Below are 16,540 nucleotides of genomic sequence, written 5' to 3' on the forward strand. Positions count from 1 at the left end.
CAATGGCAAATCGAATTCTTATCGTGGATGACGCTGCATTTATGAGAATGATGATCCGTGATATTTTGACTAAAAACGGTTTTGAGGTAGTCGGAGAGGCCCAGGACGGATCCCAGGCGATCGAGAAGTTTAAAGAGCTTCGTCCGGACCTGATTACGATGGATATTACGATGCCGGAAATGGACGGGATCGCCGCGCTGAAAGAAATCAAAAAGATCGACCCGGCTGCGAAGGTCATCATGTGCTCCGCCATGGGGCAGCAGGCGATGGTCATCGACGCCATCCAAGCAGGCGCGAAGGATTTTATCGTCAAACCGTTCCAGACCGACCGCGTTATTGAAGCCATCAATAAGACGCTGGGAGTTTAGGACGTTAGATGAGTAATCCAGATACGCCGCTTCCTGGCTCCGGTAATTACGCCCTCAGCCTGGTTTATGTCATCATCGTCCTGGCGGTGATTATTGCACTCATTATTCTTCTGATCCGTTTTCTCGGCCGGAAAAATAAAACTTGGTTCAGCAGCCGTTCGATCCGGACGCTGGGGGCTGTCGGGCTGGGGCCGAACAAATCGCTCCAGGTCATTGAAATCGGCAGCAGCGTATATTTGGTCGGCGTAGGCGAAGACATTCGCCTCGTCGATAAAATTACCGACCCTGACGAGGTCGCCGTCATCCTGGCATCGTTTGAACAGGATCCGGCATACTCGCAGAACGGGTTATCGCCATTGGTGGCCAAGCTTGCTGCAAAGCTGCGCAAAACGGGACCGGTATCCGAGGAGATCAGCCTGGAGGAAACGCCGGAATTTCATGAAGTATTTGACGAGAAGCTGCGCCGGATGTCAAACCGTAAAGAGAAGATGGAAGAGCTCCTGCGGGAAGACAATACTACAGATCGGTTGAGGGAGCCATGAAAAAGAAGGTTTTGTTCGTTTGTATCATCGTTACATTGATCAGCCTGCTCTCGGTGACGGCCGCCTTTGCGGATCCGATACCGAATATCGATATCCAGGTAGGGGACTCCGGAGGGAAGCCAAGCACCAGCTCGCTCTCGATTCTGCTTCTCATCACGGTCATCAGCATCGCGCCGGCGCTGCTTGTGCTGATGACCAGTTTTACGCGGATCGTGATCGTGCTCGGTTTTGTCAGAACGTCGCTTGGAACTCAGCAGATGCCCCCTAACCAGGTCATCGTAGGGCTGGCTCTTTTTTTGACGCTGTTTGTCATGACGCCAACCTTTTCCTCCATCAATGATGTGGCCCTGCAGCCGTATTTAAAAGGAGAACTGACACAGACGCAGGCTTTGGACAAAGCGGCGGAACCGATGAAAAAGTTCATGTTCTCCAACACAAGGGAGAAGGACCTGCTGCTGTTTATGAAATATACCAAGATCGAAAAGCCGAATACCTACAAGGACATTCCGCTCACGGTCATGGTGCCGGCGTTCGCGATCAGTGAGCTCAAAACGGCCTTTCAGATGGGATTCATGATCTTTATTCCTTTTCTCATTATAGATATCGTCGTATCCAGTACCTTGATGGCGATGGGCATGATGATGCTTCCGCCGGTCATGATCTCGCTGCCGTTTAAAATTTTGCTGTTTGTGCTGGTGGACGGTTGGTATTTGGTCGTCAAGTCGCTGCTGATGAGCTTTAATACCTGAATGAGTATGAAGAAGGGGCGGGATGCTCAGCCATGAATTCGGAATTTATTATCGGTCTCGCCGGCCAGGCGGTATATACCGTGCTGAAGGTCAGTGCGCCCATGCTGCTGCTGGGACTCATCGTCGGTCTGGTGATCAGCATTTTCCAGGCGACAACCCAAATTCAGGAGCAGACGCTGGCATTTGTGCCAAAGATCGTGGCCGTACTGCTGGCGATTCTTTTCTTTGGGCCATGGATTCTGACGACGCTGGTGGATTTCACTTTTAACATTTTGGACAACTTGTACAAATATATCGGATAGGCGGACTTATTCATGAACATGCTGCTGGAAAGTCTGCCGGTTTTTATGCTTATTTTTTGTCGAATTACAGCCTTTTTTGTTGTCGTTCCGGTGCTTTCTTCCAAAGGAGTCCCGAATATTTTCAAAATAGGCATCGCATTTTTCGTATCTGCGCTTGTGTACCTAACTTATGGCGTGCATCAGAGCGTTCCGGCAGATGTGACTTACGTTCTCTTGATCATCAGGGAAGTGCTGATCGGGCTGCTGCTCGGATTCGTCGCCTATGTGCTGTTTATGGTGATCCAGACGGCCGGCTCCTTCATCGACATCCAGATCGGCTTCGGGATCGCGAACGTACTGGATCCAATGACGGGCACCTCAGCGCCAATGCTGGGCAACTTCAAATACATGTTCGCCCTGCTGCTGTTTCTGACGATGAACGGGCACCACTATTTGCTGGACGGCATCATCCGGAGCTATGACTGGGTTCCGCTTTCCAACGAATTGTTTATGAGAATGGCGGACGGCAGCTTGTCGGAATTTTTGATCAAGACGTTCGGCCAATCGTTTGTCCTTGCCTTTCAAATGTCGGCTCCGCTCGTCACGGCGCTGTTCCTGACAGACATTGGGCTGGGATTTCTGGCACGCACCGCACCACAGTTCAACGTATTTGCCGTCGGGATGCCGCTGAAAATTATTGTCGGACTGATGATTCTGTTTTTGCTGGTACCGAGCTTTTCCTATATTTTCGGCGACTTGTTCGGGATCATGTTTGAGTCCATGCAGACGCTTCTGGGGATTATCGGTCACAAGCCTGCGTAATGTGAGGATGGAGGGAAGGAACGTGTCCTACAGGTATCCCCTGGATCTGCAGCTGTTTGGCGGAGAAAAAACCGAAAAAGCGACCCCGAAAAAGCGGCAGGATACCCGGAAAAAGGGCCAGGTCGCCAAAAGCCAGGATTTAACCGGCGCGGTCGTTCTGCTGGCTTCCTTTTTCAGCCTTCTCATGTTCGGTTCATCGTTCAAGGAGAGGCTTGTCGGACTGTTCAAGGACATTTTTCTGAACCGCCTGACCATGGATTTGTCGATTAACAACGTCATGAGCCTCGCCGTGGAATACGGCATCGACATTTTGCTGCTGCTGGCACCGGTGTTTCTTACCGTCGTCGTCATGGCGCTCGCCGCCAATTTGATGCAGGTCGGTTTCATGCTGACGGGGGAATCGCTGAAGCCCAAATTCAGCAAGCTGGACCCGATCAAAGGGTTTAAAAATATATTCTCGGTCCGTTCTCTGGTCGAGTTCGCGAAATCGATCTTAAAGCTGGTGATCATCGGCTTTCTCGTTTATCAAACGCTTAGAGGAGCCATCGCGGATATCGGCAAGCTGTCCGAGGTTAATATTGAGAAGACGTTTCATTTTGTGGCCAGTTTGACGATGACGCTCGGCCTAAAAATAGGGGCCGCCCTGTTTGTGATGGCCGCACTGGATTTTTTGTATCAAAAGTATGAGTTCGAGAAAAGCATTCGGATGTCGAAACAGGACATTAAAGACGAGTATAAAAAAATGGAGGGGGATCCGCTGATCAAGGGGAAGATCAGGGAGCGGCAGCGCCGGATGGCGATGCAGCGGATGATGCAGGAAGTGCCGAAGGCCGACGTCGTCATCACGAACCCGACCCACTTCGCGGTGGCCCTGAAGTACGAGGGCTCGAACATGGAAGCCCCGCAAATCGTAGCCAAGGGGCAGGATTTTGTGGCTCTGCGGATCAAGGAGATCGCCAAGGAAAACGGCGTGATTACGATGGAAAACAAGCCGCTGGCCCGTGCGCTGTTTCAAAGGGCGGAGATCGGGGACTCGATTCCCGCCGATTTGTTTCAAGCCGTGGCTGAAGTACTGGCTTATGTATATAAATTAAAAGGCAAAGTGAGATAAGGGATCGGAGGTAAGGAAGCTTTGAAATTAAAAGAGATAACGATACTGACCGGCGTCATCGGCATTGTAATGATGATGATTCTTCCGATCCCGTCCTGGCTGCTCGACGTGCTGCTGGTCATCAATATTTCGCTCGCACTCATTATTTTGCTCGTCGCGATGAATACGCAGGAAGCGCTGCAGTTTTCCATTTTCCCTTCGCTTCTGCTCATTACGACGCTGTTCCGGCTGGCGCTGAACATTTCGACGACCAAGCTCATCCTGTCCGAGGGCTTTGCCGGCGACGTCGTCAAAACGTTCGGCAGCTGGATCGCCAGAGGGGAAATCGCCGTCGGCTTTATCGTCTTTCTGATTCTGGTCGTCGTGCAATTTATCGTCATCACGAAGGGATCGGAACGCGTGGCGGAAGTCGCCGCCCGGTTCACACTCGATGCGATGCCCGGCAAGCAGATGAGCATTGACGCCGACCTGAACGCCGGCATGATCAATGAGCAGCAGGCCAGGGAGCGGCGCCGCAAAGTAGAACGCGAAGCGGACTTTTACGGCGCGATGGACGGTGCGAGCAAGTTCGTCAAAGGGGACGCGATTGCGAGCATCATCATCCTGCTGATCAACCTGGTCGGCGGTTTTATTATCGGGATCGCCATGCGGGGCCTGTCCTTCCAGGATGCGATGTCCACCTACTCGGTACTAACTATCGGGGATGGTCTGGTCAGTCAAATTCCCGCACTCTTAATTTCAACGGCTTCCGGTTTGATCGTGACGCGTTCTTCTTCGGAAGGCAATTTGGCGAATGATCTGACCAAACAGCTGCTGTCGTACCCGAAGCTGCTGTACATTGTGGCGGCGACGATTGCCCTCCTCGGGCTGTTTACTCCGATTCATCTCATCACGACGCTTCCGCTGGCCGGGCTGCTCGCTTTTGCCGCTTACCGGATGCAGCGGAACATGGACAAAAAGCAGATCGAGGTGGAACAGCTGGAAGAGGAACAGCAGATCGAAGAGGTGCGCAGTCCGGAAAGTGTCATCAACCTGCTGCAGGTGGACCCGATCGAATTCGAATTCGGTTACGGATTGATTCCTTTGGCGGATACACAGCAGGGCGGAGATTTGCTTGACCGGATCATTATGATCCGCAGGCAGTGCGCCTTGGAGCTGGGACTTGTGGTCCCGGTGATCCGGATCCGCGACAATATTCAACTAAAACCGAACGAATATGTCATCAAAATTAAAGGGAATACCGTCGGAAGCGGTGAATTACTATTAAATCACTACTTGGCCATGAGTCCCGGTTACGATGACGAATCGATCACGGGAATTGAAACTTTGGAACCAGCTTTCGGACTCCCGGCTTTGTGGATTGACGAAGCGACGAAGGATCGCGCGGAGCTTTCGGGCTATACGGTAGTGGATCCGCCGTCCGTCGTGGCGACCCATTTGACCGAGCTGATCAAAAAGCATGCCCACGAGCTGCTTGGACGGCAGGAGACGAAAACGCTGGTCGACAATTTGCGCGAAAATTATCCGGTTCTCGTCGACGAGCTCATTCCGTCGGTGCTGTCGATCGGAGATGTTCAGAAAGTATTGGGCAAGCTGCTTCGTGAGAAAATTTCGATTCGGGATTTGGTGTCGATCTTTGAAACGCTGGCCGATTACGGCCAATATACGAAAGACCCTGATGTGCTGACCGAGTATGTGCGGCAGGCATTGTCCCGCCAAATTACGCAGCAGTTCTCCAGGGAAGGCGAGACGCTCAAGGTCATTACGGTAGGGCCGACGCTGGAGAAAAAGATTGCCGACAGCGTCCAGCAGACGGATCAGGGGAGCTACCTGGCGATGGACCCGGTATCTACCCAGACGGTGTACCAGAAGCTCAGCGAGCAGATCAACCGCCTGCTTCAATCGGGACAACAGCCCATTTTGCTTGCCTCGCCGACCATTCGGATGTATTTGCGCCAGGTGATCGAGCGGACCATGCAGGATATTCCGGTTCTTTCTTACAGCGAGCTTGAACCCAATGTAGAAATTCAAAGTGTCGGAGTGGTGAACTTATGAGAGTAAAGCGATATGTGGTCGATACGATGCCTGAAGCTATGCTCCAAATCCGCAATGACCTGGGCAGCGATGCCGTCATTCTGAGCACGAAGGAGACCAAGCTGGGCGGCTTCCTGGGCATGTTTAAGAAGAAAAAAATCGAGGTCATCGCCGCGGTGGAAGCAGACGAACAGGCGAATACAGCAACGAAACAGCGGCAGGCGCAGAGCCCGGCTCCTCAAAAGGCGGCCGTCCCACAGAAGGCCGTGCCGCAGGCATACAAGAAGACCGCCGAGCTGACCCTTGCCGCAACCGGCGCCAAGGTTTCTGCTGATCAAGCCCAGCCGGAGGCAACTCCTGCTCGTCCGGAGCCTCGGGGGGCTGAGATGCCATCCGTTCAAGCCGGCAAGGCCGTGACCCAGACGGCAGGCTATGGGGAATCAGCAGCTGCGAACGAGACGCCACCTTCCAACGTAACGTTCCCTCTTTCGGAACGGGAGCAGATCACCGGAGGGCTCAGCCGCTCTGAACAGCCTCAGCCGGCAGAGGATAGAGAGCCGGAGGCGAGAAACAGCGTGGAGGCCAAGCTGCTGGAAGAGCTGCAGGAAATGAAGACGTGGATGGCCAAAATTTCCCGCCAGTCGATGATGAAGCAGCAGCTTCCGGCTGTGCTGGAGAAGCTGCAGGAGCGGTTGATCCAGCAGGAGGTCGACTTCGACCTGATCGAGGAGTGGATTACCTCCTCCTTCGATCATTGGGAAGAGAGCGGCCGGACGCTCGGGGATGCGGAATTGTTTACACATGTACGCAGCCAGGTGCTGGAGTTCCTTTCGGAGCGGTTTGGCGGAGGCATTTCCAATCGGACACGGATCGTCTATGTCGCAGGTCCTACGGGGGTCGGCAAAACGACGACCATCGCCAAGCTGGCTGCGGAACAGCTGCTGCGTTTTCACCGGAAAGTTGGCCTGATCACATCCGATACCTACCGGATATCGGCGGTTGACCAGCTTCGGACGTACGCCTCCATCCTGAATGTCCCGCTGGAGGTGGTACAGTCGCCCGGTGATATGCAGCGGGCGTTTCAGCGCCTTCAGGACTGCGACATCATCCTGATGGACACGGCCGGCCGCAACTATCGTAACGAACTGCTCGTCTCGGAGCTGCAAAGCCTGTTTTCCGCCATAACGGACCACAGCGAAACCTTTCTGGTGCTCAGCCTGACATCCAAGTGCCAGGATATGAAGAAGATCACAGAACACTTCAGCAAGTATGGGCTGGACAAGGTGATCTTCACCAAGCTGGATGAGACCGGAAGCTGCGGCTCCGTCTTTAACCTGATCCGGGAATACCCGCTGTACTTGTCCTACATGACCAACGGCCAGAACGTGCCTGAAGACCTTCTGCTTCCGGACAGCAAGAAGCTGTGCGGTATGCTGCTTGGAGAAGAGGCGCCATGATGGACCAGGCACAAGCATTAAGGGATTTGATCCGGCAGCAGGGATCCGGCGGGAGAGAAGCCGAAGCCGGAATGGAACCCAGGCTGACCGGGAAGGGGAAAACCGCCAAGCTGATCACCGTCACGAGCGGAAAGGGAGGCGTAGGCAAATCGAACTTTACGCTTAACTTTGCCCTTGCCCTGCAGGCGATGGGACGGAAAGTGCTGGTGTTTGACGCCGATATCGGTATGGCCAATATCGATGTACTGATGGGCATCTCGCCAAAATTCAACCTGTACCATTTACTCCAGCGTGAGAAGTCGGCGAGCGAAATCATCGAGAAGGGACCGCATTCGTTGTCTTTTATTGCCGGCGGCTCCGGGTTATCCGAGCTGCTGTCACTCTCCGAGCAGGATCTTGCTTATTTTACGGAGCAGATTGAAGGACTGGCAGACGAGATGGACTATATCATCTTCGATACCGGCGCGGGGCTGTCCAAAGAGAACCTGAATTTTATCCGTTCGGCGGATGAATGCCTGGTTGTGACCACCCCGGAGCCGACCTCGATCACCGACGCCTACGCTTTAATCAAGGTGGTCAGCGGCGCGGAACCGGGCGTTACCTTCAAGCTGATCATTAATCGGGCGGGCGATGAGAAGGAAGCGGCTCAAACCGCCGACAAAATCGCGATGGCGGCCCGGCGTTTTCTGGGTGTGGAAACGACCATGCTGGGTTACATCGCAGATGACAGTCATGTTGTACAAGCCGTGAAGAAGCAGGTTCCCTTTTCCCTTGCATACCCGAACTGCAATGCAGCGAAGGATCTGCAGCGGATCGCATACCGTTACTTGCTCGTACCGGCTCCCCCGGAACCAAGTGCCTTGACAGGAATCAAAGGGTTTATGCATAAATGGCTTCGTCGTACAAAATGATTTTCTGTACTAAGGAACAGAGGTGAACAAGCGGCATGTCGCCATACAAAGTCATAGTAGTGGACGACTCGGCTTTCATGCGGAAGATCGTATCCGATCTCATTGAGAAGGATCCCGCATTTCGGGTCGTTGATACGGCCGTTAACGGAAAGGAAGCCGTAGACAAAATTTTAAGCCAGCAGCCGGACATCGTCACGATGGACGTGGAGATGCCGGTGATGAACGGACTCGAAGCGCTTACGGTCATTATGCAGGCGCATCCGCTGCCGGTAATCATGCTGTCGGGCATCAATGAGGCCGGCATGAGGGAGACGATCAAGGCGCTTGAAGCCGGAGCGTTTGATTTTATCCGCAAGCCGTCCGTAGCGCATGCGCAGCAGATCGATGACGTTCGGGATGCCCTGCTTGAGCAGATGAAGGCAGCTATGGCGGCCAAGGAACGGAGAGCGCTGTGGAAAGCGGAGGAAGAGAAGCGGAAGAACAAGCCCGCCGCGGCAGCACCGGTTTCAACGCCAGTCCTGCCAAAGCTTGGGCGGAAGCGTCCGCTCCCGGACCTGGCGAAAGAACCCGGCGCTCGTAACGGGGCAGCCGCACAGGAGAGTGCTCCCGATAAGGAGATTGTCCTGCACAAGCCTGACAAGCCCAAGGCGACGAAGCTTTCCAAGCCTGGAGCAGGGAAGAAACATCAGGACTCCCCGAATAGCAGGACAACGCGCGAACTGACGCACCAGGTGCTGGAATCCGCTCCTTCGGCGGAAGAAGCGAAAACAACCAAGCCTGCGGGAACGGATGCCGCCAAGCCCAACCGGACAGCGGAGGGCAGGGCAGCAACAGCGTATAAGCAGCTTGTTGCGGTCGGCTGCTCCACCGGCGGACCGCGGGCGCTGAAGACGCTGCTTGAGGGCATACCGGCCGATTTTCCGGCACCTGTTGTCATCGTGCAGCATATGCCGCCCAATTTTACGAAATCCCTCGCCCAACGGCTGAATACGTTCAGCCCGCTGACCGTAGTTGAAGCCGAGCAGGGAATGGCATTGGAGCCAGGGTTCGCTTATATTGCCCCGGGCGGGTATCATACGAAAATCGTGCCGGATCAGAGCCGGGGCTTAATGATCTCGCTGACGGAGGAGAGTCCGGTGGGCGGCCACCGTCCGTCGGTGGATGTCATGTTCGAATCCCTGCTTGAGCTTCCATCCCTGAAACGCCACGTGGTGCTGATGACCGGGATGGGAAGCGACGGGGCAAAGATGATGAAGCGGCTGTACGATGCCGGGGTTACCAGCACGTTCGCGGAGAGCGAGGAGACCTGTATCGTATACGGCATGCCGCGTTCCGCAGTGGAACTAGGCTGCGTGAGTCATGTGTTACCGCTTCACAATATTGCCGCAGGGCTCGTCCAGGCTGTAGGCAACGGAAAGCAAACTTATTAGGAGGTGTCTCATAATGGACATGAATCAGTATTTATCCATGTTTATCGATGAGTCCAATGATCATCTGCAATCCTTGAATGAAAACATGCTGCTGCTCGAACAGACACCGAATGATCTCTCCATCGTCCAGATTATTTTTCGCTCGGCTCATACGCTGAAAGGGATGGCGGCTACGATGGGCTTCGAGGACCTTGCGTCGCTGACCCACCAAATGGAGAACGTGCTCGACCTGGTACGGAACGAAAAGCTGGTGATGCAGGACTTTATCTTCGACACGCTGTTTAAAGGGCTTGATGCACTTGAGGCCATGGTGGAGGATATTACCCAGGGCGGCGAAGGGAAAGCCGACGTGTCGGCAATCGTTGCCGACCTTCAGGCGATCGTTCGCGGAGAAGCCCCTTCCGCCGGCAGCGCGAAGTCCGCAGGCTCCGCTCCGGCCAAGCAAGAAACCAATACAGCCATCCAGCTTGATGAATTTCAATACTCCGTTTTACAGCAGTCCATAGGGGAAGGGCACCGCGTGCTGTATATTGACGTCGCCATTCGGGACGATTGCCAGCTGAAGGCGGTCCGCGCCTATATGGTGTTTGATTTGCTGGAGAAGTCCGGCGAAGTCATTAAGTCCCATCCAACCGTGCAGGATATTGAGCAGGAAAAATTCGAAAAAAGCTTCTCACTCTACTACATAACACAAAAAGATCCTGCCGAACTCAAACAGCAAATTTTGAACGTTTCGGAGATTGACCAAGCATCAGTAGTAGAACTCGATCACGAATCCCTGCAGCAAATGGCCGAGATGGGGGCGGCATCCGCTCAATCCGCGGCGGCTGTAGCCGAAGAAACGAAACCTGACACTGCCGCTCCGGCAGCCGCTGCGCCAGCGGCAGAGAGCAAGGACAACAAGCCAGCGGCAGCCGCCAAGCCGGCCGCCAAAACCGGCGGTGCCCCGGCCCGCACGATCCGGGTTGATATCGAACGGCTCGATGTGCTGATGAACCTGTTCAGCGAGCTGCTGATCGACCGGGTACGCCTGGAACAGCTGGCTTCAGAGGTGCAGAACCATGCTTTGACCGAGACCGTAGAACACATGAGCCGCGTCAGCTCCGATTTGCAAAATATCGTCCTGAAGCTGCGAATGGTCCCGGTCGATACAGTGTTCAGCCGGTTTCCGCGGATGGTCCGCGACCTGGCCAAATCGCTGGATAAAAAGCTGGAGCTGGTCATTACCGGCGCAGAAACAGAGCTTGACCGGACCGTTATCGATGAGATCGGGGATCCGCTCGTTCACCTTTTGCGCAATGCGGTCGACCACGGCATCGAGTCGCCCCAGGACCGGGTTGCCGCGGGCAAACCGGAGACGGGTACCGTACACCTCCGGGCTTTCCACAGCGGGAATCACGTCTTTATCGAAATTGAAGAAGACGGGCGCGGCATCTATCGCGACAACGTCCTGAAATCCGCGCTGAAGAAAGGCATCGTCACCGAGGAGGAAGCCAAGGGCATGTCGGACGAGCAGGTGCACCAGCTGCTGTTCGCGCCGGGCTTCAGCACCGCCGAAAAAATCTCCGACGTATCGGGCCGGGGAGTCGGACTGGATGTCGTGAAGGCAAAGATCACTTCGCTCGGCGGGCAGGTGACCATTTATTCGACACCGGGGAAAGGAACGAATTTCTCGGTGCAGCTGCCGCTTACCCTGTCCATCATCGCCGCGATGCTCGTGAAGATGGGATCCGAGAAATATGCCATCCCGCTCAGCTCGATCGTGGAAACCGGCATCGTCAAGAAGGAGCAAATCCGCCAGGCGCATGGCAACAAAATGGTGGATTTCCGCGGATCGATGATCCCGCTCATATCGCTGAGCCGCATTTTTGAAGTTCCTGACTTTAATGAAGAGGACGAAAGCGAAACCGAGATCATCGTCATCCATAAGGGAGACCGTTTGGCGGCTTTGGCTGTCGACGAATTTATCGGACAAAACGAAATCGTTCTGAAAAACCTTGGCAAGTATTTGCCGCAAATCAAAGGAATTTCGGGAGCAACCATTCTGGGCGATGGCCAGGTGGCCTTGATCCTGGATCCGAACGTCTTCATTAAATAGGTAGGTTTGCGGTAAAGGAAGGCTTGCGGCGACGATACAGAATTGCAAATACGCCGCATTTAAATAAGGAGGTTTAGGGCATGGGAGAAGATATCAAAGTCATTGTATTTAAGCTGGGCAGTGAAGAGTACGGAATCGAAGTCGACAAAGTCCAAACGATTGAGCGCATGCTTCCCATTACACGCGTTCCGAAGACTTACACGTTTGTTAGGGGCGTCATCAATCTGCGGGGCGTCGTCATTCCGGTGATCGACCTGCGGGGGCGCTTCGGCCTTCCGGAAACCGAATATACGGACCAAACGCGGATCATTATCGTGGTGGTAGGAGAAATGGAAGTCGGCTTTATCGTCGATTCGGCCAATGATGTCATCGATCTGAACAGAGACCGGATCGAGACTCCGCCGGAAGTCGTCGGAGGCATTAAAGCCAGATACCTGGACGGCGTGGCAAAAATCGGCGATGACCGTCTGCTCATCATGCTGAACTTGTCCGAGGTGCTGAAGAAGAGCGAAATTATTCAGCTGGAAAGCCTAGAGGAGTAGTTCGTGGAGGTCTTTAAGCATTTTAAGGAATTCAAAATGGATGTCCTGAAGGAAGTCGGCAATATCGGGGCGGGCAATGCGGCAACGGCGCTGTCCCGCCTGCTCGATAAGCCGGTCGATATGGCGGTTCCCAAAGTGCAGCTGCTTCCCTTTGAAGAGATTGCCGACAGGGTCGGCGGGGCCGAGCGAATCGTCATTGCTATTTTTCTGAGGGTGGAAGGCGACGCTCCAGGCAATTTGTTCTTTATTCTAAGCCCGGAAGCAGCCAAAAGCCTGCTGAAGAGGCTGGCCGGCATGCAGGTCGACCAGGACGGGATGTTCGATGAGATGGAGCAATCGGCACTCTGCGAGATCGGCAATATTTTGGCCGGCTCGTACCTGTCCTCGCTCGCCGACTTTACGAAGCTGGATTTGTCCCCTACGGTCCCTGGCCTGGCGATGGACATGGCCGGCGCCGTTCTGAGCTACGGACTGCTCCAGTTTGGCCAAATGGGTGACGACGCGCTGCTGATCGATACGACTTTTCTCGAGGGCGATCATGAGGTGGAAGGGAAGTTCTTTCTTATCCCCGATCCGGACTCGTTCGCGAAAATTTTTCAAGCCCTGGGAGTGCCTCTAGAGAATGATTGAAGAGCAAAGCATCGTTAAAGTAGGCATGGCCGACATGAACGTCGTGCGCGATCCCGGGGTCATCCGCACGCTGGGCCTCGGATCATGCGTCGGAATTACCCTTCACGACCCTCTGCTCAAAATTGCGGGTATGGCTCATATTATGCTGCCGTCCTCAGACATTGCCCGTGAAGGGCAGCTGAATATCGCCAAATATGCGGATACCGCAGTGCCTGCTTTGCTGGAGCGGCTGGTGGCCATGGGTGCCTCGCCTTCCAGAATTGTCGCCAAGATGGCCGGAGGATCGCAAATGTTCCTGATGGCCGGTACCGGGGATACGATGAGAATCGGCCCCAGGAATGTGGAATCATGCAAAATGATGCTGTCAAATCTTCATATCCCGTTAATCGCCGAAGACACGGGCGGAAGTCACGGACGAACCATTGAACTGGATTCAGGCAGCGGAATCCTGTCCGTGCGCAGTGTACAAATGGGTATAAAGGAATTGTAGCCATGAAAGGAAATTTGTTGTTTAACCTTGTGTTTGGTGCTGTCGGATTCGTGCTGACGCTGCTGATCTCGATGGGAAACAACCTGTTTATGACCAGCTTGATCAGAGGACTGATATCCTTTGTCATCTGGTTTCTGCTCGCCTTTTTGCTCCGCTGGGTATGGGGTGTGGTCAGCGTTCCCGATGCGGAGCAGGAGGCAGCAGCCGAACAGGAGCGGGGTGCCCGGTTCGATGTGACGACCCCGGATGAGAGCGATGAGTTAAATGATCTGTTGACGCCGAAGCCCGCCTCCGTTCAAGAAGATGGGGGAGGCTTTACACCACTCAATCCGCCGAAGCTGGTTTCGGCGAAAGATCCGGAAGAACTGGCGAAAGCCGTTCGACACCTGTCAGAAAAATAGGGGGTGGGGGAAATGAGCGAGCGCAAAGCTTCTCACCTGAATCATGCCGAGCTCTGGGAGCAATGGAAAGAACATGGAAATATTGAAGCAAAAAAGTCCCTGATTGAGAAACACCTCCACATTGTGGATTATGTTTCCAGCCGCCTTGCCATCGGCCTTCCAAGGAATGTTTCCAAGGATGATCTGGCCAGCAACGGCGTCATGGGGCTGATCGATGCTATTGACAAATTTGACTATAAACGCGGACTGCAGTTTGAGACCTACGCTTCTTTCCGGGTAAGGGGAGCTATTCTCGATTCTCTGCGGCAGGGGGACTGGGTGCCCCGTTCCGTCCGGGAGAAGGCAAAACGGATTGAGGACGCCTATCAGCAGCTCGAACAGAGGCACCTTCGGACGGTGACGGACTCGGAGATGAGCGAATATTTAAACGTGTCCGAGAAAGATTTTCACCAAATGCTCCAGGAAGTTGCCGTGATGTCGCTCTGCTCACTGGAAGACCCGATTCGCGAGGAGGAATCCGAGACGCGTCTCTCCGTGATGGTCGACGACAAGGCCAAAAATCCGGATTACAAAGTAAACGAGTTTTATTTGCGGGAGTCTCTCATTAAAGGAATTGAGAAGCTTACCGAGAAAGAAAGAACCGTCGTATCCTTGCTGTATTATGAGGACTTATCTTTAAGCGAAATAGCCGAAGTCATGTCACTTTCACCTTCAAGAATATCCCAGCTTCATTCCAAGGCCATTTTGCGGCTGCGCGCAACGCTGGAGAAGAACCGGGATTTACTGATGCAAAACGATTAACCGTTGCACGAGTAGAAAGGAGGAAAACGATTGACAGCTCCAATCGCGCTTGAAACCTATTTGGATATTACCTTTTCGGAGGATAAAAGCGTCGCCTATCTGCAGTTCTCCAAGCGTTCCGAGGATTTTGAGGTGACAGAGGAAGAGCTTCAGCTCTTTTTGAGGAGCCATCAAGTCCAGTTCGGCATGGACCAGGCAGTCCTGAGCCGGATTTGCAGCCATCCTCAGGAGTACATGTTTGGACGGACCGCGATTGCCTTCGGTGAGCAGCCGGTCAGCGGCAAGGACGGCCGGATCGAGTTTGCCTTCAACCTCAGAGATGACAAGGAGCACAGGCCGCTCGAGACCGAAGACGGCAGAGTGGACTATAAAGAACTGATCAGTCTCAACAATGTCATGAAGGGCCAGCTGATCGCCAAACGGATTCCGCCCGAGCCAGGCAAACCGGGACTCAGCGTTACCGGGGAAATGATTCCGTTCAAGCCCGGCAAAGAAGCCTATTTTAAGGTAGGAAAAAATGTGGTGGTCGACCCGGAAAACACAGCCATGTATGCCGCCATCGACGGCCTGATCGCCACGACGGATAAAGGAAAAATCAACGTTTTTCCCGTCTATGAGGTGAATGGGGATGTGGATTACAGCGTGGGCAACATCGACTTTGTCGGTACCGTGGTCATCCGTGGGAACGTTCTGACCGGATTCCGTGTGAAAGCGTCAGGGGATATCCGCGTGGTCGGCGGCGTAGAGGGCGCGGAGCTGGAAGCGGAGGGGTCCATTGAAATTACGAGCGGGATCATCGGTTACAACAAAGGTTATGTGAAAGCGGGCCAACATGTAAAAAGCTCTTTCATCCAGGACGGCAACGTTATCGCCGGGGAAGATGTCATCGTCTCGCAGAGCATCATGCACTCCAACATTCGGGCAGGAAGAAACGTATTGTGCAACGCTACCAAAGGGCTGATCGTCGGCGGCGTCATTCAGGCGGGAGAGCGGGTCATTGCCAGAACTATCGGCAACAGCATGTCCACCATGACGACGATTGAGGTGGGGGTTCTGCCGGAGCTTAGAAACGAGCTGGCCGACCTGCGTGGCAAGATCAGGCAGCTGGTGGAGGCGCAGGACAAGACGGACAAGGCATTGTATTTGTTGAATCAGCTGGCTGCTTCAGGACAGCTACCGCCCGACAAGATGGCGCTTAGGCTCAAACTGAACGCTACTAAGAAATCGAATGACCGTGAGCAGATGGAAGCGAAAGAACGTATATTGGAAATCGAGAAAACATTGGAAGATTCGGTGCGGGCCCGCGTCGACGTCGTGAAAGTGGTCTACGGAGGCTCTAAAATAGTTATCGGCAGATACACCAGATTTATTAAGGACCCGGCGGAACGGGTTTCATTTTATTACCATGATGGCGATATTACGATGGCTCCGTACATTTAATATAAAGTGCGAGTTCAAAAAGGTGTCAAAAGCGGTCTTTTTGAACAATCTCTAAAAAGAAGCAAAGTACTCTGGATACGATTCCTATCGATAAGAGGGGGAAGACGAATGAGTATGAAGGCGGTTGAAATGCAAATTGCGATCCCACGGACCAGCGAGGCCGGGAAGGTGCAAAACGAGCTCCAGCACCGGCCTGCACAGGATCAGCAGTTTTTGGCCGAACAGCAGCTTAAGAAAACGGCGGAAATGAGCAAGCGCAGTGAATCGGTGGACGAAGCGGCGGACGCCGCCGTTCGGGATGAAGGCGGACGGAACAGGCAACGGCGAAATCATACCGCAAGCACATCGGCAGAGGAGCATGAAGACCTGCAAAATGCGCAGCACCCTTTCAAGGGACATCATCTGGACGTGTCCCTATGATCCGCTGCCCCGT

At 53.9% G+C, this 16,540-nt stretch carries 18 protein-coding genes; all 18 read left to right on the forward strand.

From position 1 onward, the window contains the following. The first annotated feature begins 2 nt into the window (after positions 1–2). The 18 genes from ABID47_RS13555 (at position 3) to ABID47_RS13640 (ending at position 16,527) form a co-directional block, all read left to right on the forward strand. Positions 3–368, forward strand: coding sequence for a response regulator (locus ABID47_RS13555; RefSeq protein WP_076168133.1), 366 nt, complete (start codon positions 3–5; stop codon positions 366–368). Positions 369–376: 8 nt separating this feature from the next. Then, on the forward strand, positions 377–910 hold the full coding sequence (locus tag ABID47_RS13560) for a flagellar biosynthetic protein FliO (RefSeq protein ID WP_076168131.1): 534 nt from the start codon (positions 377–379) through the stop codon (positions 908–910). Continuing rightward, complete coding sequence (fliP, locus tag ABID47_RS13565) at positions 907–1,659, forward strand: flagellar type III secretion system pore protein FliP (protein WP_089546549.1); 753 nt, start codon at positions 907–909, stop codon at positions 1,657–1,659. Before ABID47_RS13560 ends, fliP begins: the two co-directional genes overlap by 4 nt. A 32-nt stretch (positions 1,660–1,691) precedes the next feature. Next, positions 1,692–1,961 carry a flagellar biosynthesis protein FliQ gene (fliQ, locus tag ABID47_RS13570; protein WP_076168126.1) on the forward strand — a complete coding sequence of 90 codons (270 nt, stop codon included), beginning with the start codon at positions 1,692–1,694 and terminating at the stop codon, positions 1,959–1,961. Between the two features lie 12 nt (positions 1,962–1,973). Further along, positions 1,974–2,762 (forward strand): flagellar biosynthetic protein FliR, encoded by a 789-nt coding sequence (gene fliR, locus ABID47_RS13575; protein ID WP_089546550.1) that lies wholly within the window; start codon positions 1,974–1,976, stop codon positions 2,760–2,762. Positions 2,763–2,784: 22 nt separating this feature from the next. After that, positions 2,785–3,873: a flagellar biosynthesis protein FlhB gene (gene flhB, locus ABID47_RS13580; protein ID WP_240913006.1), complete on the forward strand. Its 1,089-nt coding sequence runs from the start codon at positions 2,785–2,787 to the stop codon at positions 3,871–3,873. 21 nt (positions 3,874–3,894) lie between these two features. After that, entirely contained in the window at positions 3,895–5,928 is a 2,034-nt protein-coding gene (gene flhA / locus ABID47_RS13585; RefSeq protein ID WP_116231248.1) for a flagellar biosynthesis protein FlhA, read from the forward strand. Beyond that, positions 5,925–7,364 (forward strand): flagellar biosynthesis protein FlhF, encoded by a 1,440-nt coding sequence (gene flhF / locus ABID47_RS13590; RefSeq protein ID WP_354497429.1) that lies wholly within the window; start codon positions 5,925–5,927, stop codon positions 7,362–7,364. Before flhA ends, flhF begins: the two co-directional genes overlap by 4 nt. Then, complete coding sequence (locus ABID47_RS13595) at positions 7,361–8,275, forward strand: MinD/ParA family protein (protein WP_145948949.1); 915 nt, start codon at positions 7,361–7,363, stop codon at positions 8,273–8,275. The genes flhF and ABID47_RS13595 overlap by 4 nt, the downstream gene beginning before the upstream one ends. 35 nt (positions 8,276–8,310) lie before the next feature. Further along, positions 8,311–9,705, forward strand: a complete 1,395-nt coding sequence (locus tag ABID47_RS13600; protein WP_354497431.1) for a protein-glutamate methylesterase/protein-glutamine glutaminase — start codon at positions 8,311–8,313, stop codon at positions 9,703–9,705. Between the two features lie 13 nt (positions 9,706–9,718). Further along, a complete protein-coding gene (locus tag ABID47_RS13605) occupies positions 9,719–11,803 on the forward strand; it encodes a chemotaxis protein CheA (RefSeq protein WP_354497433.1) in 2,085 nt (694 codons plus the stop codon). A gap of 80 nt (positions 11,804–11,883) precedes the next feature. Continuing rightward, positions 11,884–12,345: a chemotaxis protein CheW gene (locus ABID47_RS13610; RefSeq protein WP_076168106.1), complete on the forward strand. Its 462-nt coding sequence runs from the start codon at positions 11,884–11,886 to the stop codon at positions 12,343–12,345. A gap of 36 nt (positions 12,346–12,381) precedes the next feature. Further along, positions 12,382–12,975, forward strand: a complete 594-nt coding sequence (locus ABID47_RS13615) for a chemotaxis protein CheC (protein ID WP_285855177.1) — start codon at positions 12,382–12,384, stop codon at positions 12,973–12,975. After that, on the forward strand, positions 12,968–13,465 hold the full coding sequence (locus ABID47_RS13620; RefSeq protein ID WP_076168100.1) for a chemotaxis protein CheD: 498 nt from the start codon (positions 12,968–12,970) through the stop codon (positions 13,463–13,465). Before ABID47_RS13615 ends, ABID47_RS13620 begins: the two co-directional genes overlap by 8 nt. Before the next feature lie 2 nt (positions 13,466–13,467). After that, positions 13,468–13,866 carry a hypothetical protein gene (locus ABID47_RS13625; protein ID WP_251674563.1) on the forward strand — a complete coding sequence of 133 codons (399 nt, stop codon included), beginning with the start codon at positions 13,468–13,470 and terminating at the stop codon, positions 13,864–13,866. A gap of 12 nt (positions 13,867–13,878) precedes the next feature. Next, positions 13,879–14,667, forward strand: a complete 789-nt coding sequence (locus ABID47_RS13630; protein WP_116231242.1) for a FliA/WhiG family RNA polymerase sigma factor — start codon at positions 13,879–13,881, stop codon at positions 14,665–14,667. Positions 14,668–14,697: 30 nt separating this feature from the next. Continuing rightward, positions 14,698–16,107 (forward strand): DUF342 domain-containing protein, encoded by a 1,410-nt coding sequence (locus ABID47_RS13635; protein WP_354497437.1) that lies wholly within the window; start codon positions 14,698–14,700, stop codon positions 16,105–16,107. Positions 16,108–16,215: 108 nt separating this feature from the next. Beyond that, a complete protein-coding gene (locus ABID47_RS13640) occupies positions 16,216–16,527 on the forward strand; it encodes a hypothetical protein (RefSeq protein ID WP_354497439.1) in 312 nt (103 codons plus the stop codon). Positions 16,528–16,540: the final 13 nt, after the last annotated feature.

Origin of the sequence: Paenibacillus favisporus (assembly GCF_040545415.1) — a bacterium.
Lineage (GTDB): Bacteria > Bacillota > Bacilli > Paenibacillales > Paenibacillaceae > Paenibacillus_AQ > Paenibacillus_AQ favisporus.

Coding starts and splice junctions, on each gene's coding strand:
- ABID47_RS13560 (WP_076168131.1), top strand. CDS start 377: ATGAGTAATCCAGATACGCCGCTTCCTGGCTCCGGTAATTACGCCCTC.
- fliR (WP_089546550.1), top strand. CDS start 1,974: ATGAACATGCTGCTGGAAAGTCTGCCGGTTTTTATGCTTATTTTTTGT.
- ABID47_RS13605 (WP_354497433.1), top strand. CDS start 9,719: ATGGACATGAATCAGTATTTATCCATGTTTATCGATGAGTCCAATGAT.
- ABID47_RS13610 (WP_076168106.1), top strand. CDS start 11,884: ATGGGAGAAGATATCAAAGTCATTGTATTTAAGCTGGGCAGTGAAGAG.
- fliQ (WP_076168126.1), top strand. CDS start 1,692: ATGAATTCGGAATTTATTATCGGTCTCGCCGGCCAGGCGGTATATACC.
- ABID47_RS13615 (WP_285855177.1), top strand. CDS start 12,382: ATGGATGTCCTGAAGGAAGTCGGCAATATCGGGGCGGGCAATGCGGCA.
- fliP (WP_089546549.1), top strand. CDS start 907: ATGAAAAAGAAGGTTTTGTTCGTTTGTATCATCGTTACATTGATCAGC.
- ABID47_RS13600 (WP_354497431.1), top strand. CDS start 8,311: ATGTCGCCATACAAAGTCATAGTAGTGGACGACTCGGCTTTCATGCGG.
- ABID47_RS13595 (WP_145948949.1), top strand. CDS start 7,361: ATGATGGACCAGGCACAAGCATTAAGGGATTTGATCCGGCAGCAGGGA.
- ABID47_RS13555 (WP_076168133.1), top strand. CDS start 3: ATGGCAAATCGAATTCTTATCGTGGATGACGCTGCATTTATGAGAATG.
- ABID47_RS13630 (WP_116231242.1), top strand. CDS start 13,879: ATGAGCGAGCGCAAAGCTTCTCACCTGAATCATGCCGAGCTCTGGGAG.
- flhF (WP_354497429.1), top strand. CDS start 5,925: ATGAGAGTAAAGCGATATGTGGTCGATACGATGCCTGAAGCTATGCTC.
- ABID47_RS13640 (WP_354497439.1), top strand. CDS start 16,216: ATGAGTATGAAGGCGGTTGAAATGCAAATTGCGATCCCACGGACCAGC.
- ABID47_RS13620 (WP_076168100.1), top strand. CDS start 12,968: ATGATTGAAGAGCAAAGCATCGTTAAAGTAGGCATGGCCGACATGAAC.
- ABID47_RS13625 (WP_251674563.1), top strand. CDS start 13,468: ATGAAAGGAAATTTGTTGTTTAACCTTGTGTTTGGTGCTGTCGGATTC.